This is a genomic window from Mesorhizobium sp. M0802, from assembly GCF_040320115.1.
Lineage (GTDB): Bacteria > Pseudomonadota > Alphaproteobacteria > Rhizobiales > Rhizobiaceae > Mesorhizobium.
Genome location: NZ_JAMYOY010000014.1, coordinates 79,100 through 102,834 on the forward strand (window position 1 = coordinate 79,100; position 23,735 = coordinate 102,834).

Annotated in this window: 23 protein-coding genes, 2 tRNA genes and 4 pseudogenes; 16 read left to right on the forward strand and 13 right to left on the reverse strand. The window is 62.9% G+C overall.

Annotation, left to right across the window (positions count from 1 at the left end):
• Positions 1-150: 150 nt before the first annotated feature.
• From NKI10_RS19795 to NKI10_RS19815, 5 genes and pseudogenes are all read left to right on the forward strand, one after another.
• A pseudogene (locus NKI10_RS19795) lies at positions 151-673 on the forward strand (CDP-alcohol phosphatidyltransferase family protein).
• Positions 645-1,838, forward strand: a complete 1,194-nt coding sequence (locus tag NKI10_RS19800) for an AI-2E family transporter (protein ID WP_023711891.1) — start codon at positions 645-647, stop codon at positions 1,836-1,838. The pseudogene NKI10_RS19795 and the gene NKI10_RS19800 overlap by 29 nt, the downstream one beginning before the upstream one ends.
• Before the next feature lie 2 nt (positions 1,839-1,840).
• Positions 1,841-2,545, forward strand: coding sequence for a DnaA regulatory inactivator HdaA (gene hdaA / locus NKI10_RS19805; protein WP_031209584.1), 705 nt, complete (start codon positions 1,841-1,843; stop codon positions 2,543-2,545).
• Positions 2,546-2,865: 320 nt separating this feature from the next.
• Positions 2,866-3,122 (forward strand): annotated as a pseudogene (locus tag NKI10_RS19810) (type II toxin-antitoxin system Phd/YefM family antitoxin).
• A pseudogene (locus NKI10_RS19815) lies at positions 3,119-3,490 on the forward strand (type II toxin-antitoxin system VapC family toxin); the annotation flags it as partial. The pseudogenes NKI10_RS19810 and NKI10_RS19815, both read left to right, overlap by 4 nt.
• A 664-nt stretch (positions 3,491-4,154) precedes the next feature.
• On the opposite strand, the gene NKI10_RS19820 reads toward NKI10_RS19815, so the two are convergent.
• From NKI10_RS19820 to NKI10_RS19830, 3 genes are all read right to left on the reverse strand, one after another.
• The gene (locus NKI10_RS19820; RefSeq protein ID WP_023689055.1) at positions 4,155-4,466 is read right to left on the reverse strand and encodes a hypothetical protein; all 312 of its coding nucleotides are present in this window, start codon (positions 4,464-4,466) and stop codon (positions 4,155-4,157) included.
• Between the two features lie 177 nt (positions 4,467-4,643).
• A tRNA-Pro gene (locus NKI10_RS19825) sits at positions 4,644-4,720 on the reverse strand.
• A gap of 51 nt (positions 4,721-4,771) precedes the next feature.
• A complete protein-coding gene (locus NKI10_RS19830; RefSeq protein WP_352861559.1) occupies positions 4,772-5,956 on the reverse strand; it encodes a flavin-containing monooxygenase in 1,185 nt (394 codons plus the stop codon).
• Between the two features lie 173 nt (positions 5,957-6,129).
• On the opposite strand from NKI10_RS19830, the gene NKI10_RS19835 reads away from it, so the two are divergent.
• The 3 genes and pseudogenes from NKI10_RS19835 to NKI10_RS19845 all read left to right on the forward strand — a co-directional run bounded on the left by NKI10_RS19835 (position 6,130) and on the right by NKI10_RS19845 (position 6,945).
• Entirely contained in the window at positions 6,130-6,435 is a 306-nt protein-coding gene (locus NKI10_RS19835) for an ETC complex I subunit (RefSeq protein ID WP_023670294.1), read from the forward strand.
• Positions 6,436-6,495: 60 nt separating this feature from the next.
• A tRNA-Arg gene (locus NKI10_RS19840) sits at positions 6,496-6,572 on the forward strand.
• Positions 6,573-6,623: 51 nt separating this feature from the next.
• A pseudogene (locus tag NKI10_RS19845) lies at positions 6,624-6,945 on the forward strand (HigA family addiction module antitoxin).
• Between the two features lie 117 nt (positions 6,946-7,062).
• Here the strand turns inward: NKI10_RS19845 and NKI10_RS19850 are convergent.
• Complete coding sequence (locus tag NKI10_RS19850; RefSeq protein WP_352861561.1) at positions 7,063-7,443, reverse strand: hypothetical protein; 381 nt, start codon at positions 7,441-7,443, stop codon at positions 7,063-7,065.
• Between the two features lie 166 nt (positions 7,444-7,609).
• Here NKI10_RS19850 and NKI10_RS19855 point away from each other — a divergent pair, with 166 nt between their 5' ends.
• Positions 7,610-7,945: an antibiotic biosynthesis monooxygenase family protein gene (locus NKI10_RS19855; protein ID WP_031193516.1), complete on the forward strand. Its 336-nt coding sequence runs from the start codon at positions 7,610-7,612 to the stop codon at positions 7,943-7,945.
• A complete protein-coding gene (locus NKI10_RS19860) occupies positions 7,945-8,835 on the forward strand; it encodes an alpha/beta fold hydrolase (protein ID WP_502897553.1) in 891 nt (296 codons plus the stop codon). The genes NKI10_RS19855 and NKI10_RS19860 overlap by 1 nt, the downstream gene beginning before the upstream one ends.
• A 45-nt stretch (positions 8,836-8,880) precedes the next feature.
• On the opposite strand, the gene NKI10_RS19865 is transcribed toward NKI10_RS19860, so the two are convergent.
• From NKI10_RS19865 to NKI10_RS19890, 6 genes are all read right to left on the reverse strand, one after another.
• Positions 8,881-9,495: a LysE family translocator gene (locus tag NKI10_RS19865; RefSeq protein WP_352861566.1), complete on the reverse strand. Its 615-nt coding sequence runs from the start codon at positions 9,493-9,495 to the stop codon at positions 8,881-8,883.
• 103 nt (positions 9,496-9,598) lie between these two features.
• Positions 9,599-10,405, reverse strand: a complete 807-nt coding sequence (locus tag NKI10_RS19870) for an ABC transporter permease (protein WP_023689053.1) — start codon at positions 10,403-10,405, stop codon at positions 9,599-9,601.
• The gene (locus tag NKI10_RS19875; RefSeq protein WP_023670301.1) at positions 10,405-11,238 is read right to left on the reverse strand and encodes an ABC transporter permease; all 834 of its coding nucleotides are present in this window, start codon (positions 11,236-11,238) and stop codon (positions 10,405-10,407) included. Before NKI10_RS19875 ends, NKI10_RS19870 begins: the two co-directional genes overlap by 1 nt.
• 21 nt (positions 11,239-11,259) lie before the next feature.
• Positions 11,260-12,375 (reverse strand): ABC transporter substrate-binding protein, encoded by a 1,116-nt coding sequence (locus NKI10_RS19880; RefSeq protein ID WP_352861568.1) that lies wholly within the window; start codon positions 12,373-12,375, stop codon positions 11,260-11,262.
• Positions 12,376-12,458: 83 nt separating this feature from the next.
• The gene (locus NKI10_RS19885) at positions 12,459-13,550 is read right to left on the reverse strand and encodes an ABC transporter ATP-binding protein (protein ID WP_352626490.1); all 1,092 of its coding nucleotides are present in this window, start codon (positions 13,548-13,550) and stop codon (positions 12,459-12,461) included.
• A 103-nt stretch (positions 13,551-13,653) separates the two neighbouring features.
• A complete protein-coding gene (locus NKI10_RS19890; RefSeq protein WP_023684774.1) occupies positions 13,654-14,550 on the reverse strand; it encodes a LysR substrate-binding domain-containing protein in 897 nt (298 codons plus the stop codon).
• Between the two features lie 83 nt (positions 14,551-14,633).
• Between NKI10_RS19890 and NKI10_RS19895 the strand changes: the two genes are divergently transcribed.
• Together NKI10_RS19895 and NKI10_RS19900 are read left to right on the forward strand one after the other, a co-directional pair.
• Entirely contained in the window at positions 14,634-16,235 is a 1,602-nt protein-coding gene (locus NKI10_RS19895; protein WP_352861570.1) for a zinc-binding metallopeptidase family protein, read from the forward strand.
• Between the two features lie 14 nt (positions 16,236-16,249).
• A complete protein-coding gene (locus NKI10_RS19900) occupies positions 16,250-17,182 on the forward strand; it encodes a dimethylarginine dimethylaminohydrolase family protein (protein ID WP_023693913.1) in 933 nt (310 codons plus the stop codon).
• Between the two features lie 323 nt (positions 17,183-17,505).
• Here the strand turns inward: NKI10_RS19900 and NKI10_RS19905 are convergent, their stop codons facing one another.
• From NKI10_RS19905 to NKI10_RS19915, 3 genes are all read right to left on the reverse strand, one after another.
• Positions 17,506-17,667: an FCD domain-containing protein gene (locus tag NKI10_RS19905; RefSeq protein ID WP_023752549.1), complete on the reverse strand. Its 162-nt coding sequence runs from the start codon at positions 17,665-17,667 to the stop codon at positions 17,506-17,508.
• Positions 17,668-17,904: 237 nt separating this feature from the next.
• Complete coding sequence (locus NKI10_RS19910; RefSeq protein ID WP_023670308.1) at positions 17,905-18,327, reverse strand: hypothetical protein; 423 nt, start codon at positions 18,325-18,327, stop codon at positions 17,905-17,907.
• Between the two features lie 129 nt (positions 18,328-18,456).
• Positions 18,457-19,008, reverse strand: coding sequence for a cytochrome c (locus NKI10_RS19915; protein WP_031244639.1), 552 nt, complete (start codon positions 19,006-19,008; stop codon positions 18,457-18,459).
• 482 nt (positions 19,009-19,490) lie between these two features.
• Between NKI10_RS19915 and NKI10_RS19920 the strand changes: the two genes are divergently transcribed.
• From NKI10_RS19920 to NKI10_RS19935, 4 genes are all read left to right on the forward strand, one after another.
• Positions 19,491-21,053 carry a DUF2778 domain-containing protein gene (locus NKI10_RS19920; RefSeq protein WP_502897554.1) on the forward strand — a complete coding sequence of 521 codons (1,563 nt, stop codon included), beginning with the start codon at positions 19,491-19,493 and terminating at the stop codon, positions 21,051-21,053.
• Between the two features lie 145 nt (positions 21,054-21,198).
• A complete protein-coding gene (locus tag NKI10_RS19925; protein WP_023670311.1) occupies positions 21,199-21,984 on the forward strand; it encodes a ThuA domain-containing protein in 786 nt (261 codons plus the stop codon).
• Between the two features lie 103 nt (positions 21,985-22,087).
• Complete coding sequence (locus NKI10_RS19930) at positions 22,088-23,146, forward strand: Gfo/Idh/MocA family protein (RefSeq protein WP_023670312.1); 1,059 nt, start codon at positions 22,088-22,090, stop codon at positions 23,144-23,146.
• A gap of 20 nt (positions 23,147-23,166) precedes the next feature.
• Entirely contained in the window at positions 23,167-23,559 is a 393-nt protein-coding gene (locus tag NKI10_RS19935; RefSeq protein ID WP_352861574.1) for a GFA family protein, read from the forward strand.
• Positions 23,560-23,735 lie beyond the last annotated feature (176 nt).

Sequence of the window (23,735 nt, forward strand, 5' to 3'; positions counted from 1 at the left end):
ATGAATGGTTTCGGGGGGCAAGGACGACGACAGGATACCGGGCTTTTGCCCAAGATAAATACGTGGACAGTCGCCCCTTCACCGCTGGTCCTTGCAGCCACAGTCCATCTCCATCATCTATCTGCAGAACAAGCATGGCGGGACATGCCTTTGACCATTCCCAACCTCATCACCATCCTGCGCTTTCGTGCTGGTGCTGGCGATGCTGAACATGCGCTGGGACTGGGCCTTTGCCGGATTTCTCGTTGCCGGAATTTCCGATGGCGTCGACGGCTTCATCGCCCGCCGCTTCAACCAGCATTCGAAACTCGGCGCCTCGATCCGATGGCCGACAAGGTGCTTCTGGTCTCGGTGTTCGTGGTCATGGGCTTCATCGGGCAATTGCCGCTGTGGCTGGTGGTGACCATGGTGTCACGCGATGCGCTGATCATCTGCGCCGTGCGCATCCGGTCGAGATGAAGCCGCTCTATGTGTCGAAGGCCAACACCGCCGCCCAGATCGTGCTGGCGCCGTGGTGCTGGGCGAACTTGCCCTTGGCCTCCACCTCGACCCGCTCAGGCCTGCGCTCATATTGCTGTCCGGGGTCTTGACCGTGGCTTCGGCCGCGGCCTATCTCGTGGCTTGGCTGAGGCATATGAGCGGCTATGGCGAAGGCTCCACCCCGGGTAGTTGACAAGAATGCCGCGACTGCCGCGTTAGCAGACGCGGCTGCGTCCCTGGCGTTTCGCCGCCAGATTTTCTTCTGGCTGGGCACGGCAATCTTCCTGGCCCTGTTCCTCTACATTTTTTCCAGCATCCTGTTGCCGTTCGTTGCCGGCATGGTGCTGGCCTATTTTCTCGACCCGGTCGCCGACCGGCTGCAACGCCTCGGCCTCTCCCGGCTGATGGCGACGGTGGTCATCCTGATTGCCTTCATCGTCCTTTTGGTGCTGGCCTTCGTCATCCTGGTTCCGGTACTGGCCACGCAGATGGCCGATTTCGCCAGCAAGCTGCCGGAATATCTGACCCGGCTGCAGTCGCTGATCACCAGCTTCGATCCGAAATGGCTGGAGCAGAAATTCGGCGTCAATGCCAATGGTCTGCGCGACGGGCTGAATTCGCTGCTCACTTCCGGTTTCGGCCTGCTGAGCACCGTCTTCACCTCGATCTGGAGTTCCGGCGTTGCTCTGGTGTCGGTGGTCAGCCTGTTCGTGGTCACTCCGGTTGTCGCTTTCTACATGCTGCTCGACTGGGATCGCATGGTGGCGGTCGTCGACAGCTGGGTGCCGCGCGATTATGTCGGGACGGTCAGGGCGATCTCCAGGGACATCAACACCGCGACCGCCGGCTTCGTGCGCGGCCAGGGCACGCTTTGCCTGGTGCTCGGCGGCATGTATGCCACTGGCCTGACGCTGACCGGGCTGAATTTCGCCATCCTGATCGGCCTCTTCGCCGGGCTGATCTCCTTCATTCCCTATGTCGGCTCGCTGACCGGGCTGGTGCTGGCCGTCGGCGTCGCCTTCGTCCAGTTCTGGCCGGACTGGACCATGATCGTTGCTGTCGCGGTGGTCTTCTTCATCGGTCAGTTTATCGAAGGCAACATCCTGCAGCCCCGGCTGGTCGGAAAAAGCGTCGGCCTGCACCCGGTCTGGCTGATGTTTGCGCTGTTCGCTTTCGGCGCCCTGTTCGGCTTCGTCGGCCTTTTGATCGCCGTTCCTGCTTCGGCGGCGGTTGCCGTGCTGGTGCGGTTTGCCATTGCCCGCTATCTCGAATCGCCGCTCTACAAGGGACACTCCACCGAGCCCGTCCCGCCGCTGCCCGCCGCTCGCGGAGGCGGCCACCGGTCGCCGCGCGGCTGAACGTGACGGATCATAAGACCGAACCGCCGCGCCAACTGCCGCTCGACCTTGGCCACGGCACCGGCTACTCGCGCGACGAACTGGTGGTGTCGGCCACCAACCGCGAGGCGGCAGCCCTTGTCGATCGCTGGCCGGACTGGCCGTCGCCGGTGATCGTGCTCGCTGGCCCGGCCGGTTCCGGCAAGACACATCTGGGCTCGATCTGGCAGGCGCGGGCCAACGCTGTGGCGGTCGATGCCCAGCGCATCGGCAATGCCATCACCGGGCTTGGCGGCAGGCCCGCGCTGATCGACGATGTCGACAAGACAGCCATCGACGAGGCGGGCCTGTTCCATCTCATCAATGAAGTGCGCGGCGCCGGGGCCACCTTGCTGTTGACGGCGCGGCGCTTCCCCGCCGCCTGGAGGGTGACGTTGCCCGATCTCGCCTCGCGGCTGAAGGCGGCGGCAACGGTCGAGATCCATGAGCCGGACGATTTGCTTCTGGCTGGTGTCATCACCAAACTCTTCGCCGACCGCCAGGTCGAGGTCGAGCCGCACGTCGTGCAATATCTGGTGCGCCGCATCGAGCGCTCACTGGCCACCGCCATGCGCGTGGTCGAACGCCTCGACCGCACCGCGCTCGAGCGCAAGACGCCGATCACCAGGGCGCTCGCCGCCGAAACCGTCAGCGCAATGGACGAAGGGCAGGGCGAGTTCGAGGTGTAGGCAGTGGAAGGAGAAGACTCCGCTCCTGTCCCATTTCGAGAAGAAACCTCTGGCATCCATCTTGCAACACTGCGTTTGCCGGCTGACCCCGGTCCTGATCGCGTTCCTGATCGGGTTGTAGGCTCGCCGGGAGTGATGATTGGGGTTCTCGCCCGGCGAGCTTACCTTCAGATAGAATCGCCGCAAGGCCTACGATTGCGCGCCAGCTGTCATTCAGACTTCACCAAGCCGCAAGATCTCATCGTCCTGCATTGAAATGGACCATTAGATGCTCTACTTTTTGAATATGGACCAGAGCATGGTCCATAAAGGAGTGGTCAATGCAGGTATCCGTTACAGACGCCAAGGGACAGCTCACCGAACTGGTGCGTCGTGCGAGGCTGGGGATGAAATTATCCTGACCCGCCATGGTCATGCAGCCGTGCGCCTTGTTCCCGTGAAGGCTGCCCCTGACAGGAAAGGCCGCCGGGCATTGCTGGAGGCAATGCGAGCATCCGGCGCTGCCAAGGCGAAGGCCGGGCCGGATGCAGCGCGCAGTCAGGATTTCCTCTATGGCGCTGATGGCCTGCCCGAATGATCGTGGTCGATATCTCGGCCCTGATGGCGATCGTTCTTGCCGAACCTCAATCCAGTGCCTGCATTGCGGCGCTGGAAGCCGAAGACGATATTCTGATCTCGGCTGGCACAGTGGCCGAGGCGCTGATCGTGGCGGATAGGCGCAATGTCGGTGAGGAAATGGCCGGCCTGATCGACGGGCTCGGCTTCGAGGTCACGGCGGTGACACCAGCCTCTGGCCGGCGCATAGCCGAGGCGTATGGGCGATGGGGCAAGGGTATTCATCCGGCCGGGCTCAATTTCGGCGATTGCTTTGCCTATGAAGTGGCAAAGGATCGAGCCTGCCGGTTGCTCTATGTTGGCGACGATTTTTCGAAGACCGATATGAGAGCGCTCTATAGAGCTACGTTTATGCCCACAACGCCGCAAAATACCGGACCAGCAGATAGACCACCGTATGCGCTGCCACGTAGCACGCGGCGACGACGAGAAAGAACAGCACGCTGGCGGGCCACGAGCGGGGAGGGCCTTGCCTCTTGCTCGGCCGGTTGTTCCAGATCCACAGGGCTGCACAGATAATGGCCCAGACGACGACGAACGGAACCGTGATGCCGATGTAAGCGAAGTAGGCAGGGCCAATCAGCGAAAGCCATGCCTCGAGACCAAGCATCCAGAATCTCCCCTTTGCCCGGAGTTTAATGCATGTCGCTCAAAAGTGGTCCCGGTTTGAGAGAACGACATGCATCAAAACAAAAATCAAAGCGCGTCGCCTGAATCCGTTTCAGCGCGACGCGATTTTAGACCGGCGATAGAGGTGGAAGCGGGAGGATTATCCCTCCGTCGGATTTTCAGCCAAACCCGCAGAAGGGATGCTGTCCATGATACCGGCGCCTAATGCATGTCGCAAAAAAAGTGGCCCCGGTTTTTGAGAGAACGAAAATGCATCAAACAAGCACCTTAAGCGCGTCGCGTGAGTCCGTTCAAAGCGACGCGCTTTAGGTCAGATTGGTGCTCCGGCCGCCAACCCGGCCGGAGCAGGTCTAAAGCGATCGGATCAGCCGCAGACCCTGACCTCTTCGACGACCCTGTGGTGATGGCGCCAGTGCCTGACCAGTTCGATATGGCAGCGGTGATGGCGATGGTGGCGCCGCCATTGGCCATCCTGGTTGTCGCTGTAGTCGTCGCCATAGTCGTCGCTATAGTCTTTGTGGCGCTGGTGATGGCGAAGAATCTGTATATCGCCATCGTCGGACGAATATTGATCGTCGTCATCGGACTGGATAGTCAGACTGGCGGCTTGCGCCGGTGCGATCAAAGCCGCCGTTCCGGCGAACGCGATCATCGAGGCGATGAGAAGGGTTTTCATTGTTGGCTCCTTGGGTTGAACATACACAACTCTCGGAGCGAACTGGTGTTCCAATGTAGGGTCCGATCGGCGAGCGGCTGCTGCTTGGGCAATGCGTGCCGCCATGCGCTACCGGCGAGGCAGCCATTGGCGACCTTGGGAGTGACCTTGGGCAAGGACTGGCTTTGTGGGAAAAAATGGTCGGAGTGGAGAGATTCGAACTCCCGACCCTCTGGTCCCAAACCAGATGCGCTACCAGGCTGCGCTACACTCCGAGGCCCTGCGGCGTATACGGTTCCGGACCCTGTCGCGCAACCCCTAAAACATCAAACGGGGCTTGGCGGTCTGCGCTCCCGTGCAATCCTGGCTGCGATCGCTTTGGCTTGGATGCGGGCATTGGCGAAGCAGCCGCGGATGCTTGGCCGCATGCCGGTGAACCACAGGCCCGGCAGTCTCGGGTCGCTGTCGGCGCCGTTGAACAGCGGCACGCCCTTTTCGTCGAGCACGCCGAGCTTGCCCAGCATGGCCTCGAGCCCGGTGCGGTAGCCGGTCGCGGCGATGACGATATCGGGCTGGATCGTCGCGCCATCGTCGAAAACGACCGTGTCGCGGGTAAATTCCCGCACGGTTGGCAAGACGATGATCCTGCCGTCCTTGATGGCATAGACGGCGCCGTCATCGGTGGCGATGGCGGTATAATCCGACGCCAGCCGGCTTGCGCCGCCCGAAGGCGTCGGCGGCAGGCCGTAGGCCGTGAGGTCGCCGAACGCCCACCGCTGCGTCGCCGCCATCACCGCATCGGCGAGCTTGAACGGCAGCCGCGCCAGGATCGGCGAAAACCGGTGGACGGCGATCTGGCCGAGGCGCTTGGGCAGCAGTGCCGGACCGTTGCGCGCCGACAGCCAGATCTGTCCGGTGCCGGCTGCCGCCAGGTGATTGAGCACGTCGAAGCCGGAATTGCCGGCGCCGACGACCAGCACTTTCTTGCCCGCATAGGCCTTGGCGTCGCCGAATGCGGCCGAATGGATGATGCGTCCGGCAAAGGCCTTCATGCCTTTCCAAGCCGGAATGAAGGGCTGCCGGTCGCGCCCGGTGGCGATGACGACATGGCGCGCCAGCCGCGGCCCGGCACTGGTCCGCACAAGCCAGTGGTCGCCCTCGAAGCCTATCTCCTCGACCGCAATGCCGAACTCGACCGGCAGCCGGTGCATGGCGTGGAATTCGTTCAAATGGCCGATGATGGTGTTTCGGTGCGGAAAGGCAGGGGTGCCGGCAGGAAAGGAAACGCCCGGCAGCGCCGAAAGGTCGCGATGCGTGTTGAGATGCAGTCGCTCGTGCCGCCCGTGCCATGGCTCGGCCAGCCGGGCTTCCTTTTCCAACACCATCACAGGCACGCCGGTCTTGAGCAGCGCATGGGCTGCGGTCAAGCCGGCTGCCCCGGCGCCGATCACGATCGCGCCGTCGAAAATCGCTTGGCTGTCGGCCTCGGCGTGCAAAATCCCTGCGTCCATGCCTCTTTGTGTCGCCATCATGACCATGACTTTTGATGCTACGCCAGTGTATCGGGCCGATGCCGCTGCCGAAGCGGCCTGGTTGCAGGCCGCTTCGGCCTTGCCGTCGGCAGTGTTGCACAGTATTGACTGAAATAAGGCGGCGCTACCGCCAACGCAGCTACGAGGTGCCCATGTCCGCGCGAATTTTCAGCCCAGCCAAAACCGCGATGCAGTCCGGCAAGGCCAAGACCGGCCATTGGGTGCTGGAATTCGATCCCGCCCAACGCAAGAAGATCGACCCGCTGATGGGCTACACCACATCGGGCGACATGCTGAGCCAGATCAGGCTGACCTTCGACACCAGGGAAGAAGCGGTGGCCTATGCCGAAAAGCAGGGGCTGGCCTTCCGTGTCGAGGAGCCGAAAGAGACCAAGCGCCGGCAGATTTCCTATGCGGAAAATTTCCGCTATGACCGCAGGATACCCTGGACGCATTGACCGGCGGTCAGCGCCTGGCACATAGACATCAGCCGGCCAAGATATCAAATGCCGGCCAGCGGTCCCGTAGCTCAGCTGGATAGAGCACCGGCCTTCTAAGCCGATGGTCACAGGTTCGAATCCTGTCGGGATCGCCAATTTTGCCGGGGTCCATTCCGGACACATAGGTTACGGTTTGTACCTGGCATATGGGTAGCACTCTGAAGGTGTACGAACGAAACAGAACGACCGAGCGCTGCCCTTCCCATCCTGGCGCGTTGCTCGACGACATCGTTCCCGCCGCCGGCAAGACCAAGGTGGAAATCGCCAATCTGCTCGGAATCTCGCGCCCAGCAGCTCTACGATATCATCCGTGAGAAGAAGCCGGTATCGCCTGCCGTGGCCGCCCGCCTTGGCAAGATGTTCGGCGATGGTGCCGCGATCTGGCTCAGGATGCAGGCCGCGTATGATGCCTGGCATGCGGAGCGCGAAGTTGACGTTAGCGCCATCCCGACCCTGCATGCTGCCTGAAGGTAGAGCGCGTTCGCTGACGGCAGCGGTCCCGTAGCTCCGCGCACCGGCCTTCTAAGCCGATGGTCAGGTGAGGCGTCGCGGCGCCGGAGACTGAAGGTCGTCCTTGTTAGCCATCTACCGGTAAAGTTTCGGGTATTTGGCCCTCTCGCTTTGGCAACTTGCCGATCTCTGGGCCGCCATTGCGAAAGCCCTCTCATAGGTATGGATGGCCATGTTGAACTTTCGGGGGTCTGGGGTCACGTGTTTGTCCCGCCCATCATACAAAAGGACCGGGACGGCGAAAATTGCTTTTCCGTCTTCCGTTGGCCTCAACGCCGGATATCTTTGCCTTACGCCAACGAGGTCACCGGCCATTCTGGCGGCCGAATTTAACCTTGCATCGGACATCCGAGCCAGGAAGTTGATGTTTTGCTGTTCCCCTTGTCCGGCCGAGGCAGCCGACAATGCGAAGAAAATTCCTGCGGTGAATACAGCGAAAGCTAGACGTAGTTTCATTGTGCCCTCCCAAGTTGAGCACAAGAGAGCACGTTTGGACTTGACAGGATAGCCGCGTGTCCAGTGCAAGTTACTGTACGGAACCTTTGCCATACGTCGACTATCAGCCAGTTGTGCGGCCAGTCAGGATAGTCGGAACGCGGCGCGCCTTCGGGTGTTATAGGAGATGGCACCGAAAACCCCGACCATTGCGCGCATCTGGCGCGGCAGGACCTCGCCCGACAGGGCCGACGCCTATGAGCGCTACAATTACGAGGCTGGTATCAAGCCGCTGATCGAGAAAGCGCTTGGCGTGCAGACTTTTCGCGAGGACACGCCGACACATTCGGAATTCATCACCATCTCCTATTGGGAGAGCGTCGAAGCAATGGCCGCCTTTACGGGCGGCGATCCGCAAAGCATCCACCATCTCGACCGCGACAAGGAGTTCCTGATCGAATTGCCGAAGGGTGTCCAGGTGCTGCGAATCCGTTCCAGCCACGGAATGGTTGGCGGCAGCTGATGTTTGCGGGCTTTGACGCCAGGACCGTCCAAATGGAGGAGACATCGATCTTCGTCAGGGCCGGTGGCTCAGGGCCGCCGCTGCTGCTCCTGCATGGCTTTCCTGAAACGCATGTTATGTGGCGGGACATCGCCGTGGCATTGGCGCCGCACTTCAGCGTGGTTGCCGCCGATCTGAGAGGCTACGGACAAAGCGGCTGTCCGGCTTCCGGAGCCAATCATGCCGCCTATTCCAAACGAGCGATGGCGCGCGACATGGTGCAGGTTATGGACGTTCTCGGCTTCGACCGCTTCACGGTTGCCGGCCATGACCGTGGCGGCCGCGTCGCCTACCGGCTGGCGCTCGACCATCCCGAAACCGTGTCGAAGGTCGCTATTCTCGACGTCATCCCCACGGCCTCCGCCTGGGATCGTGCCGATGCCAGGTTGGCGCTGGCCTTCTGGCCGTGGAGCCTGCTTGCCCAGCCCGATCCGCTGCCGGAGCGTCTGTTGTCCGCAGCACCCGACGCAGTTGTCGACAATGCGATCGCCGGCTGGGGCTCGGCTCCAGATGCTTTTCCCGCTGAGGTCAGGGCCGCCTATATCGAGGCGCTGCGTGATCCCGCCCATGCCCACGCCATCTGCGAGGAATATCGCGCCGCCGCCGGCATGGACCGCGAGCACGACGCGCAGGACCAGGCTGATGGCTGTCGCATCAGATGCCCGCTGCTTGCGCTCTGGAGCGGCGAGGGCGGGCTTGAAAACTGGTATGTGGAGGAGGGCGGCCCGTTGGCGATCTGGCGGCAATGGGCTGATAACGTCGAAGGCGGCTCGGTCAAGGGTGGGCATTTCTTCCCGGAAGAGCAGCCCGAAGCCACGGCTGCAAGGCTGTCGAGATTCTTCGCAAGCTGACGGCGGACCGATTGCTAAATCCGGCCCTGTGTTTTCCTGTGCCGACTATCTCAGATGCCCGAGGGATTGCAGGATCAAAGTGCTTGAAAGACCAAGCAGGGCGATACCGTAAAACCGGTCGATCCACACGGCGTTTGGCCCAGCCAGAAGCCTTGCGGCCCGCGCGCCAAGGGCTGCGTAAAACGTCAGCACAAACACATCGGCAAGCGCGGCGATAATGGCCAGGATGCCATACTGGATCGCGATCGGTGCATCCACGCGGACAAAATGCGGCAGGATCGCGGGGAAAAGCAGCCAGGCCGCCGGATTTGTGACCGCCACCAGGAAGCAGCGCCCGATGAGTGCCTTGGCTGACTGGCGTGTTTCGGGAAGGTTAGGGTTGAACGAAGGTCGGGATGCGGTGCGCAGGGTACCGATGGCGACGAAAAGCAGGTAGCCAGCGCCGAACATCCTGAGAGCCGAGAGATAGAATTCCGAAGCCAGCAGAAGAGCGCCGAAGCCTAGCGCGACGATGCTGATAAGAACGAAATCCGACAGTACGACGCCGGCCATGCCGAGAAACGCGCGTCGAAAACCGTAGCGGGAGCCGTTGGTAATGGCGAGCACGACGTCCGGTCCCGGAACCGCCATTCCGAGCACCGACACGAAGGCAAATGTCACCAGCGGCAGGTTTCCCATGACGCCGCGTAATGTACCCGGCGCTTACCGTCCGTAACGCCCTTCACACAGCGGCTGGGCTATCGCCGTTGTTGGCCACCTTGGCTCAGTGCCCGCCGCGCATCTTCACCACCACCGTCCGCACCGCCAGCACCAGCACAGTGATGATGATCAGGATCACCGAGAGCGCGGCGATCGCCGGGTCGATGTTGTCGCGCAGGCCCATCCACATCAGCCGCGGCAGCGTGATGGCGTTGACCGAGGTGATGAACAGCGTGACGCCGATCTCTTCCCAGGACAGCACGAAGGACAGCAGCGCGGCGGTGACGATGCCGAACTTGATGTTGGGCATGATGATGCGCGTGGCGCGCTCCCACACACCGGCGCCAAGGCCGCGCGCGGCAAGGTCGATGCGGCGGTCGAGCTGGCTGAGCGAGACCAGGATCAGCACCGTGGCGAAAGGCACCGTCATCACCGAATGCGCCATGGCGACGCCAAGCCAGGTGTCGTAGCCGAAGAACGAGCTCATGCCCGAGATCGACGTCAGCAGGAAGTAGAGCGTGATCGCCGAGACCACCGGCGGCACCACCATCGGCAACAGCACGAAGCCGACAAGGGTGGCCGTGAAGCGCGGCTGGAACATCCAGACGCCAAGGCTGAAGCACAGCGCCAGCACGGTGGAGATGACGCTGCTGACGATGCCGATGCGGATCGACAGCAGGATGGCGTCGAGCCAGCGCGGATCCTCGATCAGCGCGCGGTAGTGGCGCAGCGACAGTTCGCCCGTCGGCATAGCCAGCATGCGGCTTGGCGTCAGCGACACCGGGATGACCGCCAACAGCGGCAGCAGCAGGAACAGCGCCACTAGCACGGCGAGGATCAGCGAGACGGGACCGGGGCGGTAGGTCGGCATCAGATCAGCTGCTTCGGTCTGACATAGCGGAACAGCAGCGCCATCAGCGCGCCGACGAACAGCACCAGCACGACGCTGATCGCCGCGCCCAGTCCCCAGTCGGGACTCTGGAAGATGCGGAGATAGATCAGCTCGGCGATCATCACGCTGCGGCCGCCGCCGAGGATCGCCGGCGTGACGAAGAAGCCGAGCGAGAACACGAACACGATCATCGCCGAACCGATGATGCCTGAGCGCGTCATCGGCACGAACACCGTCCAGAAGGTGCGCATGCGGCTGGAGCCGAGCCCGCGCGCCGCGAGCAGCACGCGCTCGTCGAGGCTGCGCATGGCGGAGGCCAGCGGGAACACCGCGAAGGGAATGAGGAAATGCGTCATGCCGACGATGACGCCGAACTCGTTGCGCACCAGCGCCAGCGGCTCGGAGATGAAGCCGATCGATTGCAGCCAGGTGTTGATCAGGCCGCGGTTGGACAAAAGCGCCACCCAGCCGAAGGCGCGGGTCAGCACCGAGATCCAGAAGGGGACGAGAATGCAGAATTCAGCGATTATGCGCTGTGCCGGGCTGCCGCGCACCCACACCATGGTGATGGCGTATGCCGCCGCCACGGAAACCACGGTGACGATCAGCGCGATGCGCAGCGTGCGGATGAACACCGACTGCACCAGGGCATCGGTGGCGAGCGCGCCATACTGGCCGAGCCCCGGTGTCGGCAAGGTGACGCTCCACTTGACGACGCCGAGGAACGGCCAGGCGTAGGCCAGCACAAGGAACAGGAGCAGCGGCGCCATCAGCACCGCCGCGCCCATCCTGTCGGAGAGGGTGCCTCTCATCGAAGCTCGTGCCCGGCCTGGTCAGGCCGAGATGATCTTGGTGTATTCGTCGAGTGCTGCCCCGTAATTCTTGGCGTACCAGTCCATGTCGAGCGCAATCTGCTTCTTCATGTTTTCGGGATCGACCGGGTTGATGCGCTTCTTGTCGGCGGGGATCAGCGCATCGGCGGCCGGATTGGCCGGACCCTGTCCGAGCTTGTCGAACATCACCAGTTGCTTTTGCGGATCCTGGGCGCTGGCGATGAACTTCATCGCTGCGTCCTTGCCGCCGGGGTTGCCCTTGAGCACGGCCAGCGCGCCGGGCGAAATCAGGCCCTGATCCCAGATGAACTTGATCTTGCCGCCCGAGTCCTGCTCGATCAGCGAGGCGCGGGTCGACCACACGATCGCCATCGAGGCTTCGCCGTTGAGCAGCACGCTCTGGCTCTCGGCGCCGCCGCCCCAGTAAGCCACGACGTTTTCCTTGAAGGCGGCGATCTTGTCATGCGCGCGCTTCAGGTCGAGCGGGTAGAGCGAGGCCGGCGCGATGCCGTCTGCGAGAAGTGCGGCTTCCCAACTCGACACGCCCCATTTGTAGAGCGAGCGCTTGCCCGGAAACTTCTTCACGTCGAAGAAGTCGGCCATGCCGGTCGGCGCGTCCTTGCCGTATTTCTCGGAATCATAGGCGATGACATAGGAGAAGAAATAGGTCGACGCCGCGTATTCCCAGCCGAACCCCTCGCGCATCTTCTTCTTGTCGACGATGGCGTAGTCGATCGGCTCGAGCGCACCCTGCGCGCCGAGCGTGATGGCCGAGAACGGGTCGACGTCGACGAGGTCCCAGGTCGGCGCGCCGCTCTTGAACTGTGCGGCAATCGCGCCTTCGGTCGGGCCCGAACCGTCCATCTTGACGGCGATGCCGGTCTCCTTGGTGAAGGCTTGGCCATAGGCGGCGTCATAAGCGGTGAGGGCATCGCCACCCCAGTTGACCAGCACCAGTTCCTTGGCCTGCGCAAACGCGTCGGTCGAGCGCAGCAGCATCGGCGTGCCGGCCAGCACGAAGGCTGCAAGCTGGGTGAATTGCCGGCGCGAAATCTCGCCGCGCACAGCCCGGGCGGATAGCGCGTCCATGGCTTGTTTTTTGCTTTGGTCTGTCATTTTAGTTCCCCTTTTTCGTTGTTGGTTCCGGTGGTTATGGCGCGCTCCAGATTCTTTGTTGGAAGACTTCGCCGTTCTCCTCGTCATCCTCCGTCCGGAAGGAGGAAACCCTTTTCCGCCGGCCAGGTCAGCCAGACGGAATTGCCTTTGCTCAGCGCCGCCGCCGCGACCTCGTTCGGCACCGAGACGGTCACCTTGGCGCCCTGGCGCGTCGTCAGATCGAGTTTGGTCGCCGCACCCAGATAGGTCGAGCCGATGGCGGTGGCGGCGATGCCATTCTCGCCGGCGGCGGCTTCGCGCGCGATCGACATATGCTCGGGCCGGATCGCCAGGATCGCATCGCCACGGACTTTCTCGGCCTTGCAGAGCATGTTGACCGCGCGGTCCTCGCAGAGGCCCGTCGAGCCATTGTCGGCGGGCTTGACCCCCTTCAACGGCAGCATGTTGATCTCGCCCAGGAACTCGGCGACGAAGCGGTTGGCCGGCCGGTCATACACCTCGTCCGGCGCTCCGACCTGCAGCAATTTGCCATGGTTGAAGATGGCGACGCGCGACGACAGCGCCAGCGCCTCGCTCTGGTCGTGGGTGACGAAGACGAAGGTGGTGCCGGTCTCCTGATGCAGCCGCTTCATTTCGGCCTGCATCTGGCCGCGCAGGCCCTTGTCCAGTGCCGAGAAGGGTTCGTCGAGGAGCAGCACGCCGGGTTCGAACACCAGCGCGCGCGCCAGTGCCACGCGCTGCTGCTGGCCGCCGGAAAGCTGCGCCGGCAGTTTCGTCTCATGGCCCTTCAGCCCGACGCGCTCGATCATCTCGGCGACGCGGCGTTTGATCTCGGAGGCCGATTTCTTGCGCACCTTGAGCGGGAAGGCGATGTTGGCCTCGACCGACATATGCGGAAACAGCGCATAGCCTTGGAACACCATGCCGGCGGCGCGCTGCTCTGCCGGCCGATCGGTGATGTCGAAACCGTCGCTGAAAAGCTTGCCGGCGGTCGGTTGCACGAAGCCTGCCAGGATCATCAGGAAGGTGGTCTTGCCCGAGCCGGAGGGGCCGAGCAGCGTCAAAAACTCGCCACGGCCGATATTGAGCGTCAGGTCGTCCAGCGCCCGGAACGAGCCGAAGCTCTTGCCGATCCCGATTGCCTTGATCTCTGCGGCCCGGCCGGGTTGCTGCATCCTGCCTCTTCCTTGGTCGTGGCTTGAGCGTAGGGCAGGGCCCCGGCTCACCGCAACCGAATAGTTTTCGCCTGATCGGCAAATTTGATTCACGGATGGGAGGCTAGTACGGGCTGATCCGGTTCTCCGACAGCTTCGACCTCAACCACCCATTGAACGCTTCCAGCACCGGGTGGCTGGCCTTGGCATGTTCCGACACCAGGAAATACGAGCGCGGCGAGGGGATCGCGATGTCGAAGGGGCGCACCAGACGGCCTTCGCTCAGCGCCCGGCGGCTGGTCAGCTCGTCGCCCATGGCGATGCCCTGGCCGGCGATCGCCGCGGAAAAAACGAGGTTCATGTCCGAGAAGAAGATGCCGCCTTCGGTGTCGGGGTTTTCCACCTTGGACAGCGCCAGCCAGCGCGCCCAGTCCTCGGTGTCGCCGAGATGAAGGAGATTGGCGCGCAGCACGTCGGCCGGTTTTGAAAAGCCGCCGACCTTGTTGAGCAGTGTCGGGCTGCAAAGTGGCGTGAACGAGATTTCGCACAGCAACTCCACCGAGCGGTTCGGCCAGTTGCCGACGCCGAAGGCAATGAAGGCATCGGCGTCCGGATTGCTGACATCGTCCAGCCGCCGCGGCGTCAGGATCGACAGCGCCACGTCCGGATACATTTGCCGGAACTCGCCGATATGCGTGCATAAAAACAGAGAGGCGAAGCCCGGCGTGCAGGAAACGGCGAACGAGCCGCCGACGCCCGTGCCGGCCTGGCGCGTCACCGCATCGCCCAGCACCGTCAGCGCCTTTCTCACATCGGCGGCATAGCGCTGGCCGCGCGGTGTCAGCGCCACGCCCTTGCCGATGCGCTCCAGCAGGTCGAAGCCGAGGTCGCGTTCGAGGAGCCGCAACTGATGGCTGACGGCGCTGCGGGTCAAATGCAGTTCATCGGCTGCGCGCCAGACGCTGCCGTGACGGGCAAAACTGTCGAGGGCGCGCAGCGCCTGTGTGGAAGGTATTCGCAAGAGGCCTCAGGTGAACCGAATTTGCATGAACCGGAAAAACATATCACTTTTTGCAATGCCGCTTCACTGCTTTCTTGGGCCGCATGGAGAAACCGGTGACGACCTCGGCGCAAGCCACCGCGCTTGCCTGTCTCAATAGCATCCAGCCGTCGCTGTCGGCGTGGACGCGCACCATTTTCGATTTCGGCGAAACAGCCTGGCGCGAATACCAGTCGGCGGCCTGGTATGTCGCGCGGCTGAAGCATGAGGGCTTTTCGGTCGAGGAAGGGTCGGCCGGCATGCCGACCGCCTTTTGTGCCCACTGGACGAATGGCCCGGGGCCGACCATCGGCATGTACGGCGAATACGACGCGGTGCCCGGCAACTGCCAGGACGCGGCAACGGTGAAGCGATCGCGGCCGGGCCTCGGCAGCGAGGCCGGCGGCCACACCGATCCGCATTCCGGGCTTGGCATTGCCGGCCTCGGCGGACTTCTCGCCACCAAGGCGGCAATGCAACGCCACGGCATCGAGGGGACGTTGCGCTTCACCGGCGAGCCGGCCGAGAAGGTCAGGGGCTCGAAGCCGATCCATGCGGCCAAGGGCTACTATGACGGCCTTGCCGGCATGATCTCCTTCCACCCCTTCTATATGCTGCCGCTCTGCAACACGGCGCGCTGGGACACGCATTGCGGCGCCGCCTATGCGATGATCTACCGTTTTGTCTGCGACGAACCCGAAAACTGGGTTCGCGCAAGCGATGGCGCGCCGATCCCGCAGGCGCATTCGGCGGTGCGGGCGCCCGGCGCCAATGACGCGCTGATGACGATGTACATGGCCTCCAAGGCGCTGCGCGATTCCATGCTACCCCACCAGGGCGGCTGGTCGATCAGCGAGGCGATCCTCACCGCCGGGCAGGCGACCGCCGACAATCTGCCGGCGGGGCTGGCCGAGATCCAGTACATGATCCGCGTGCCGACCATTGCCATGGCAGAGCAGGTCACCGCGGTGCTCGACCGTAATGCGGCCGCGGCCGCGGCGATCAGCGGTTGTCGCTATGAGCGCTATTGGGTGTCGAAGTCGCGGCCGGGCCTCGCCAATCACGCCATGGCAGGGATTGCCTATGAGGCGCTGTCCACCGTTGGCGCTCCGAACTGGGACGATGCGGCGAAAGCGATCGGTCGCAAGGTCCAGGTCAATGCCGGCGGCACCTCGACCGAAAACCCTTTCATCGACGAGATGGAGCGGCTGGTTGCGCCGCAAGAGGCCGAAGCGATCCTGCGCCGCGATTTGCCTCCGTCGCAGATCAACTCGACCTCCGACGACTACACCGACATGTCGTGGCACACGCCGACCGCACGCTTCTATGTCGCCCGCCCGGCGCTGCGCTCGGCGAATGGCCATGCCTATCCATCCTGGGCGATGAACGCGCTGGGCGGTATCTCGGCCACCATCGACCCGATGGTCATTTGCGCCGCCAAGACGGTTGCGCTTGCAGCCCTCCGCCTGCTCGAGGACAAGGCCGCGCGCGATGCGGCCATGGACGAATTCGTCACCCGCACCGGCGGCGGCATTGGTGGCTCCAACTGGATCGCGCCGCTTTGCGACTATGACCCGCCGATCAATTTCCGCTGGCCGGAATATGTCACCACCGCGCGGGGGCGCGATTGGTGGATTCCGAGCAGCCAACCCAATCAAGCTGCATAATCGAGGAGAACCTTATGACCGTCCATGACCGCATCGTCGCCGAGCCGTTCTCGCTGCAACGCCGCAACCCCGCCGGCGGCACCAAGCCGCTGACGTCATGGGGCTTTGCCAACGAGACCGACGTGCTGACAGACGTGTTGCTCGGCTCGCCAAACTTCCTGCGCCACCTCTCGACCAGCTCGCTGTCGCGCAAGCATTTGCGCGAAGCGCCCTGCAACGTCCAGATCGCGCAGGCGCAGCACAAGGACCTCGTCGCCGCCTACGAGCATTTCGGCGTCAACATCCACTGGCACGAGCCGACGCCGGAACTGCCGATGCAGGTCTATTCTAGAGACTCCAGCGTCATGACGCCCTACGGCGCCTTCATCACCGCCATGGCCAATTGGTGGCGGCGCGGCGAGAACTATGCCGCCATCCGCACCTATGAAAAGCTCGGCATCCCCATCTACGACATGGTCACGGCTGGCACCTTCGAAGGCGGCGACTTCAACGTCATCGAGGAGGGCGTGGTGCTGATCGGCTGCGGCGGCGCCCGCACGCAGGAAGAGGGCGCCCGGCAGGTGCAGGACTGGTTCGAAAAGGAAGGCTGGGAAACGCGCCTCGCCTTCATCGACGAATATTATGTCCATATCGACCTGATGGTGGTGCCAATCGCTGAAAAGCTCACCGCGGTGTGCCTCGCCTGCACCGAGCCCGGCATTGTCGACTGGCTGAAGGGCAAGGGCCACGAGATCATCGACGTGCCCTTCCAGGACACGATGGCGCTCGGCTGCAACTTCATGTCGCTCGGCAAGGACAGGGTCATCGCGCCGACGTCGAGCCAGTCGCTGATCGGCCAGCTCAAGGCACGCGGCTTCGAGGTTGCTGCCGTCGACATGAGCGAGATTTCCAAGACCGGCGGCGGCATTCACTGCATGGCGCAGGCGCTCAAGCGCGAGCCGGCGTAAGGGCACGAATTGCCGCCGGGACCTGTGACGGACTGCTGTCAGATTTGACAAAACAGGCCTGGCAGAGGAAATTGATGCCATTAGAGGAGGGATTCTGTGAAGAAAACTTACGAAAAGCCGAGTCTGGCCAAAGCCGGCAAACTCGGATCGCTGGTTGCTTCAAACCCGTCGAAGCCCGCCCCCTGAGCGCAACCAGCCGCTGAGGCCGAAATTCGGTCGTCCTGGTTATCGACGACCGGATCGTGCTGTATGATTGAAGGGAGCCCGCCGGCTTTGAACGGCGGGCTTTTTGCTTTGCGCCAGAGCGCTGCCGCGTCTGCCGGCTAGTCCAATCTGCCCGAACCTGAATTGAACTTGCGCCGGGCGTTTTCCAGATGCGCCCGCATCGCTTGGCCGGCCGCTTCCGGGTCGCGGCGCTCGATCGCCTCGAACACCGCCTGGTGGCCGGCAAAACTCGTGCGGTTTTCGATCTCCGTATTGGCCACGTGGATGCGCTGATTGATCAGCCATTCGACCTAGCCGTTGATTTTGAAACCAAGCCAGCTTCCCCAAAAGATCATGCCCAAACAAAGCCATAGCGCGAAGACCACATGCGCGCCGTTCCCGCCCGCCCGGCGATCAGGGAGTGGCTGGCGTGAGATGGCCGCGCTGACGACGGAACGAGATCGCCTCGTCTGGCCGGCCGGACTCGCGACGGCGTGGTCCGGCCGGAGTTCCATCTGCTATGCGGGTATCAATACGGCGATGCGATGCACGCCGACCTCCTTGCTTGTATTCGTCGCTTCATCGGTCTTGCCCTTGGAGCAGGTGTACATATCACCCGTCTTGAGCTTGAATTCCTTGTCCGCTTTCTTGATCGTGAATGCACCTGAGGTAATGGTGCACACCATGTCGTTGTCCATCACGGTTTGAGGAGCATGTGCTCCGGGCTGAAACACAACGTCGATAATTGCGATGCTCTTGTAGGCGGGAATGTCTGCATTGCCGGTGCCGACCTCCACCACCCTGACACCGGGCGCAATCTCCTTGCCCTCTTTCGGGCCGTATTTCTTGATTTTTGCCGATGCCGCCAAGGGGAACAAAGGCGCTACCGCGGCGGTCGTCAGACCGAGGGCAATTGCAGACCTGCGATTCATGGTTTTCATTGCATCCTCCCGATGCTCGTCATGCATGGATATGCACGACCGGCGATATATTAGCACAAACGAATTTACTTGTATGCAAAGTGACTGTGGCGCAGGCCAGCAAGAAATGCTCCGCCGGATAATGTCGCTTCACTGTACCTTTTGCCGGAATTTCGAATGACAGGTCGAGCAATCCTGCAGGATGAGATGCAGGATATGCTCCGCCGGCAGTTTGGTCGGATCGGCTTCCTCTGGAATCGAGCGCTTGCCGAGCAGGCTGCCGCCGCCCATCGCCAGGCCGGTGCCCATGCGCATGTCATCGGTGATGACGGCCGGCGCGCTTTCGGCCTTGGCGGCCAGAGCGTCGGCGAGCGTTCCGATATGATTTGCCAGGGCCTCGAATTCCGCCCGTGACTGATCGATCTCCAGCCTGGCCTGCGAAGGCGGTCCAAGCGAGCCGCTCGGAAATTCGGCAATCAGGGCAGGGCCGGTACGCGCGCGCAGCGTGTCCGCTGCCGCCTTGAAGGCTGCCGCGTCATAGGCTTGCCTGCGGTCGAACATGCCGGCAATGGTTTTCGCAGCCGCCGCCATCTCCTTCATCGACGCCTGCCGGGCCGCGACCATCGGTCCGCCGCCGACGGAGGCGGCCATCGTAAGGGCACAGACCAGCCACAGCAGCGCCGCTTTCACAGTCCATCTCACGGCGCCATGTCCTTGCCCCATCCATCTGTGATCAGCCAGCCGCAGCAGGGGTTCGACCTGCAGTCGGATTCTTCGGTCGTGATGCCGGTTCTCATCGGTAAATTTCCGTCGCCGGAAGTCTCCGTCTCTGAGCGGATAGACCTTCCAGCCACCGGAAGGTCAACTGATTGAGAAGGCCGATCAGCGGGCAATCAGCACAGGCTTGCAGCAGGCTGACGCAGCGTTTCCTTGACTTGGATCGCAAAAACGGGCAGCAAGGCGGGGGTGAGGGAGAGCATTCTACCGTGGCGCAGACCATGGAGTGCTCTTTTTTTCGTATCAGGCGCCGCATAATCGGTGGCTGATGGAGGGATTGGTTAACCAACTTTGTCCATCTTTTGATTCAATCGGCAACAGACGCGAAAGGTGCAGGGGGCACCAGCGAACTGTGGATGTCACGGATGCGAGGGTCGCAAGCCTGCATGCCGATTGAGAGTGGTTGTATGGCGTTTTTGCGTTTGAAAGACCGGGGCGACACTCCTGAACGGGGTTTGACTTCGAAGAGATCCGGCCAGCGCTGGGTGGTGGTGCCGGTTGTCGGCGCGGCCTTGGCGCTGTGGTCGGTGGCAACCATGGCCGGCCTCTATTCGCTCGGTACCTCGCTCACCGCAGCCTCCAACAGCCTTCCGCACAGTCTGCTTCTGCCGAACGCAGCACTTGCCGATTCGCGCCGCAGCCTCGCCAATTCGTGGGCGCCGCGGCTTTCGGCGCAAAAATCACAGGCCTCGCTGCTCAGCCAATGCGACGCCGGCTGCGCGCATGCCGCCGCGAACTTCGCGCATGACGGCAAGATGGCGCGGCTGAAGCCGGCCGCGCACGCTGTGGCCCCGAGCAGTGTCGCCTCAAACATTGCGCCAAACACCAGCATCGCTCTCGCCACTTCGCGCGGCATGCGCTTCGACGGCGTGGTGGCCAAGGCAGAGCTGTCGCCGCAAAAGCTGGCTGCCGCCTTCGCCAAGGCCTCGAATGCGCCCTTCATGCTTGCCAGCCTTCCGGTCGCTGCCCGTTTCGCCGAAGTCCGGCTGCCCGATCAGCATGGCCCAGCCTCGGAACGCTTTGGGCCGGAAGTGGCTGAGATCGAACGCTCGTCGCGCCTGGCGCTGGCGCTGGCCAACAGCTTGCCGGAAGACGCTGACATGCTGGCCCCGCCGCCGGCCGTTGAAGCAATCGCCGGAGGGCAGGATCCTGAGCAGGCCGAAGTTCAGGTCGCTTCGCTGCCGCCGCAGGACGATCTGCCCGACAACATTGCGTTGCCGGGTTGGCGTCCACGCGCCGAAACCGCTCAGCCTGCAGAGCCTCGGCAAGCCAGCAAGCCCAGGGCAGCCAAGCCACAGACCGACGGGACGGCCGAGAGCCCCGCACCCCAGTCGCCGGGCAATTCGTCGCCGCGCTCGCCACGCAGTACTTCGGAGGTCGCCGCACTGCCTGGCGTGCCAGACAGCCAGAGCATCCAATCAAGCCGGATCAAGCCTGGCAAAAGGTCGAAGACACAGGCCGGTGAGATGCTGGCCTATGCCAAGCCGGACGTCCCGGCGGGCGGTGTCGGTCGCGCCTTCAAGGATCTGTTCGCCACGCCCGGAATGGGCGGCGGCGTCGCCGTCTACGATATCTCGGCCAAGACCGTCTACATGCCGGACGGCTCGCGGCTGGAGGCCCATTCGGGGCTGGGCTCGATGGTCGACCAGCCGCGCTTCGTGCACAAGAAGAATGTCGGCCCGACGCCGCCCAACACCTATGATCTGCGGCTGCGCGAATCCCGCTTCCATGGCGTCGAGGCGCTCCGTCTCACTCCCGTCAGCGGCGGCAACAAGTACGGCCGCGACGGCCTGCTCGCCCACACCTACATGCTGCGCGGCGGCCGTGCGGAGTCCAATGGCTGCGTCGTCTTCAAGGACTACGCCCGCTTCCTTGCCGCCTACAAGAAGGGCAAGATCAAGCGCCTCGTCGTCGTGCCGCGCCTGACCAAGCCGCTGACGCGGGTCGCTCAGGAAGGCCGGGGAGCGTAAGGCAGTAGGCAGTAGGGCCCAGGAGCGTCCATCGCCTGTTCCTTGTTTTTCTGCCCCTATAGCCTATTCCCCACTGCCTATTCCCTTTTGACCCCCAGGCAGACTATGAGTGACCGCTGCGGGTCGGCTTCACCACGAGGACATCATGACAATACGCGCTGTCGTTTGGGGCGAGAACATCCATGAGCGGACCAATGAGGTGGTCGCCGCCCTCTATCCCGAAGGTATGCACACGACCATCGCCAAGGCGCTGAACGCCGACGAGGCGATCTCCGCCTCGACCGCCACGCTCGAGCAGCCGGAGCACGGCCTGCCGGCCGGCCGTCTGGCCGAGACCGACGTGCTGGTCTGGTGGGGCCACAAGGACCATGGCGCCGTTGCCGACGAGATCGTCGAGCGCGTCGCCCGCCGGGTCTTTGAAGGCATGGGGCTGATCGTTCTCCATTCCGGCCATTTCTCGAAAATCTTCAAGCGGCTGATGGGCACGCCCTGCACGCTGAAATGGCGCGAGGCGGGCGAGCGCGAGCGACTCTGGGTGACCAGTCCCAGCCATCCGATCGCCGAAGGCGTCGGCGAATATTTCGAGCTCGAGAATGAAGAAATGTATGGCGAGCAGTTCGCCGTGCCCGAACCGCTGGAGACCGTCTTCATCTCCTGGTTCCAGGGCGGCGAGGTGTTCCGTTCTGGGCTGACCTATCGCCGCGGCGCCGGCAATGTCTTCTACTTCCGCCCGGGCCACGAGACCTATCCGACCTATCACGACGCCAATGTGCACAAGGTGCTGCGCAATGCGGTGAAGTGGGCGCACAATCCGCAGGGCACCAAGTCGGCGATCCTTGAGGCGCCGAACGTGCCGGTCGAGAAGGCGCTGGAGCCGATCGTCGAGCGCGGCGGCAAGCTGCACGCTTCGGGCGAGGCCGGCTTCCGCTAAAGCAAAATCCAGGAAAAAAGGCGTAGCGGTTTTCCGCATGGGTTTCCTAGACCGTATCTGCGCCATATGATTGAATCGAACCAATTCGCTCGGAGTGCAGAAAATGCGGCTTTTGATACTGGGAACCGGCTGGATGGCGCAGGAGCATGCCCGCCGCTTCGGCGGTATCGACGGCGTCGAGATCGTCGGTGCTGTCGACGTCGATGAAAAGCGCGTTGGCGAATTTGCCGACGGGTTCAAGATACCGAAGCGGTTCACATCCCTGGAAGACGCGCTGGCGTGGGGCGAGTTCGATGCGGTCGCCAACGTCACGCCGGACCGCATTCACCACCCGACCACCATGGCGTTGATCGCGGCCGGCAAGCCGGTGCTGTGCGAAAAGCCGCTGGCCGAAGACTTCGGTAAGGCAAGCGAGATGGCCAAAGCGGCTGAGGCGGCCGGCATCGTCAACATGGTCAATCTCACCTATCGCAATGTCGCTGCCTTGCAGAAGGCGCGGCAGATGGTGCTGGTCGGCGAGATCGGCACCGTCCGCCACGTCGAGTCCTCCTATCTGCAGAGCTGGCTGGTCTCGAAATTCTGGGGCGACTGGCGCACCGACCCGAAATGGCTGTGGCGGCTGTCGCGCGACCACGGCTCCAACGGCGTGCTCGGCGATGTCGGCATCCACATCCTCGATTTCGCCAGCTATGGCGCCGCACTCGACGTCGACCACGTGTTTTGCCGGCTGCGCACCTTCGACAAGGCGCCAGGCAACCGCATCGGCGAATACGACCTCGACGCCAATGACAGCTTCGCCATGACGCTGGATTTCTCCAACGGCGCCTTTGGCGTCGTTCACGCCAGCCGCTGGGCGACCGGCCACATCAACGAATTGCGCCTGCGCATCTATGGCGACAAGGGCGGCATCGAAGTCGTGCACAATCTCGAGGGTTCGGAACTGAAGGCGTGTGTCGGCGAGGATATCGAGAACGCCAAATGGCAGGTGCTCGACGCCGGCACGGTGCCGACCAATTACCAGCGCTTCGTCGATGCGGTTCGCAGCGGCGTGCAGGCCGAGCCTTCATTCCACCATGCCGCCGAACTGCAGAAGGTGCTGGATCTGGCCATGGTTTCGGAACAGAAGCGGACGGAACTGAGGGCCAGCGCCGATACGCAGTGATGTGAAGGGAGGAAGAAACAATGGTCACGCGCCGCGCGCAATGTCTCTGCGGCCAGCTTTCAGCCGTCTGTTCGGGCGAGCCGGTGCGCATCTCGGTCTGTCATTGCCTCGACTGCAAGCGCCGCACCGGCAGCGCCTTCAGCTACAATGTCCGGTTTGCGCAAGCTGATGTATCGATCGAGGGACGGGCGAAGCAGTTCACGCGCACCGGCGACGAGGGCGGCCGCGTCATCTACAATTTCTGCCCGGAGTGCGGCGCCGCCGTCCACTATCGCATCACCGGTGTGATCGCCATTCCCGTCGGCGCCTTCGCCGACCCGTCGTTCCCGCCGCCATTTCAGTCTTTTTACCACGAAAGCCGGCGCTGTGAGTGGGTCGAGATCAATGCCGAGCCGCTGGCGACGTTCGACTGAAGGCCGCTTTTTGGATACCCGGAACCGTCCGCACGCTCCGCGCCTTCAAGAGGGCATCGCCCCTGATTGCCATTGCCGGGCCGTTAGCCATCGCGCTCGGCTGCCCCATGAATAGGCATAAGTCAAGACGAATCCGGCTTGCGGCCCGATTGCTGACATGCTTACCTGACGGCATG

What these genes read in the sequence shown, in the direction of transcription:
- NKI10_RS19935 (WP_352861574.1), top strand. Translation starts at nt 23,167, where the DNA reads ATGGTCACGCGCCGCGCGCAATGTCTCTGCGGCCAGCTTTCAGCCGTC.
- NKI10_RS19850 (WP_352861561.1), bottom strand. Translation starts at nt 7,443, where the DNA reads ATGAAACTACGTCTAGCTTTCGCTGTATTCACCGCAGGAATTTTCTTC.
- NKI10_RS19920 (WP_502897554.1), top strand. Translation starts at nt 19,491, where the DNA reads ATGGCGTTTTTGCGTTTGAAAGACCGGGGCGACACTCCTGAACGGGGT.
- NKI10_RS19875 (WP_023670301.1), bottom strand. Translation starts at nt 11,238, where the DNA reads ATGAGAGGCACCCTCTCCGACAGGATGGGCGCGGCGGTGCTGATGGCG.
- NKI10_RS19870 (WP_023689053.1), bottom strand. Translation starts at nt 10,405, where the DNA reads ATGCCGACCTACCGCCCCGGTCCCGTCTCGCTGATCCTCGCCGTGCTA.
- NKI10_RS19895 (WP_352861570.1), top strand. Translation starts at nt 14,634, where the DNA reads ATGGAGAAACCGGTGACGACCTCGGCGCAAGCCACCGCGCTTGCCTGT.
- NKI10_RS19885 (WP_352626490.1), bottom strand. Translation starts at nt 13,550, where the DNA reads ATGCAGCAACCCGGCCGGGCCGCAGAGATCAAGGCAATCGGGATCGGC.
- NKI10_RS19820 (WP_023689055.1), bottom strand. Translation starts at nt 4,466, where the DNA reads ATGAAAACCCTTCTCATCGCCTCGATGATCGCGTTCGCCGGAACGGCG.
- NKI10_RS19855 (WP_031193516.1), top strand. Translation starts at nt 7,610, where the DNA reads ATGGCACCGAAAACCCCGACCATTGCGCGCATCTGGCGCGGCAGGACC.
- NKI10_RS19835 (WP_023670294.1), top strand. Translation starts at nt 6,130, where the DNA reads ATGTCCGCGCGAATTTTCAGCCCAGCCAAAACCGCGATGCAGTCCGGC.
- NKI10_RS19860 (WP_502897553.1), top strand. Translation starts at nt 7,945, where the DNA reads ATGTTTGCGGGCTTTGACGCCAGGACCGTCCAAATGGAGGAGACATCG.
- NKI10_RS19800 (WP_023711891.1), top strand. Translation starts at nt 645, where the DNA reads ATGGCGAAGGCTCCACCCCGGGTAGTTGACAAGAATGCCGCGACTGCC.
- NKI10_RS19910 (WP_023670308.1), bottom strand. Translation starts at nt 18,327, where the DNA reads ATGAAAACCATGAATCGCAGGTCTGCAATTGCCCTCGGTCTGACGACC.
- NKI10_RS19830 (WP_352861559.1), bottom strand. Translation starts at nt 5,956, where the DNA reads ATGGACGCAGGGATTTTGCACGCCGAGGCCGACAGCCAAGCGATTTTC.
- NKI10_RS19880 (WP_352861568.1), bottom strand. Translation starts at nt 12,375, where the DNA reads ATGACAGACCAAAGCAAAAAACAAGCCATGGACGCGCTATCCGCCCGG.
- NKI10_RS19900 (WP_023693913.1), top strand. Translation starts at nt 16,250, where the DNA reads ATGACCGTCCATGACCGCATCGTCGCCGAGCCGTTCTCGCTGCAACGC.
- NKI10_RS19930 (WP_023670312.1), top strand. Translation starts at nt 22,088, where the DNA reads ATGCGGCTTTTGATACTGGGAACCGGCTGGATGGCGCAGGAGCATGCC.
- NKI10_RS19925 (WP_023670311.1), top strand. Translation starts at nt 21,199, where the DNA reads ATGACAATACGCGCTGTCGTTTGGGGCGAGAACATCCATGAGCGGACC.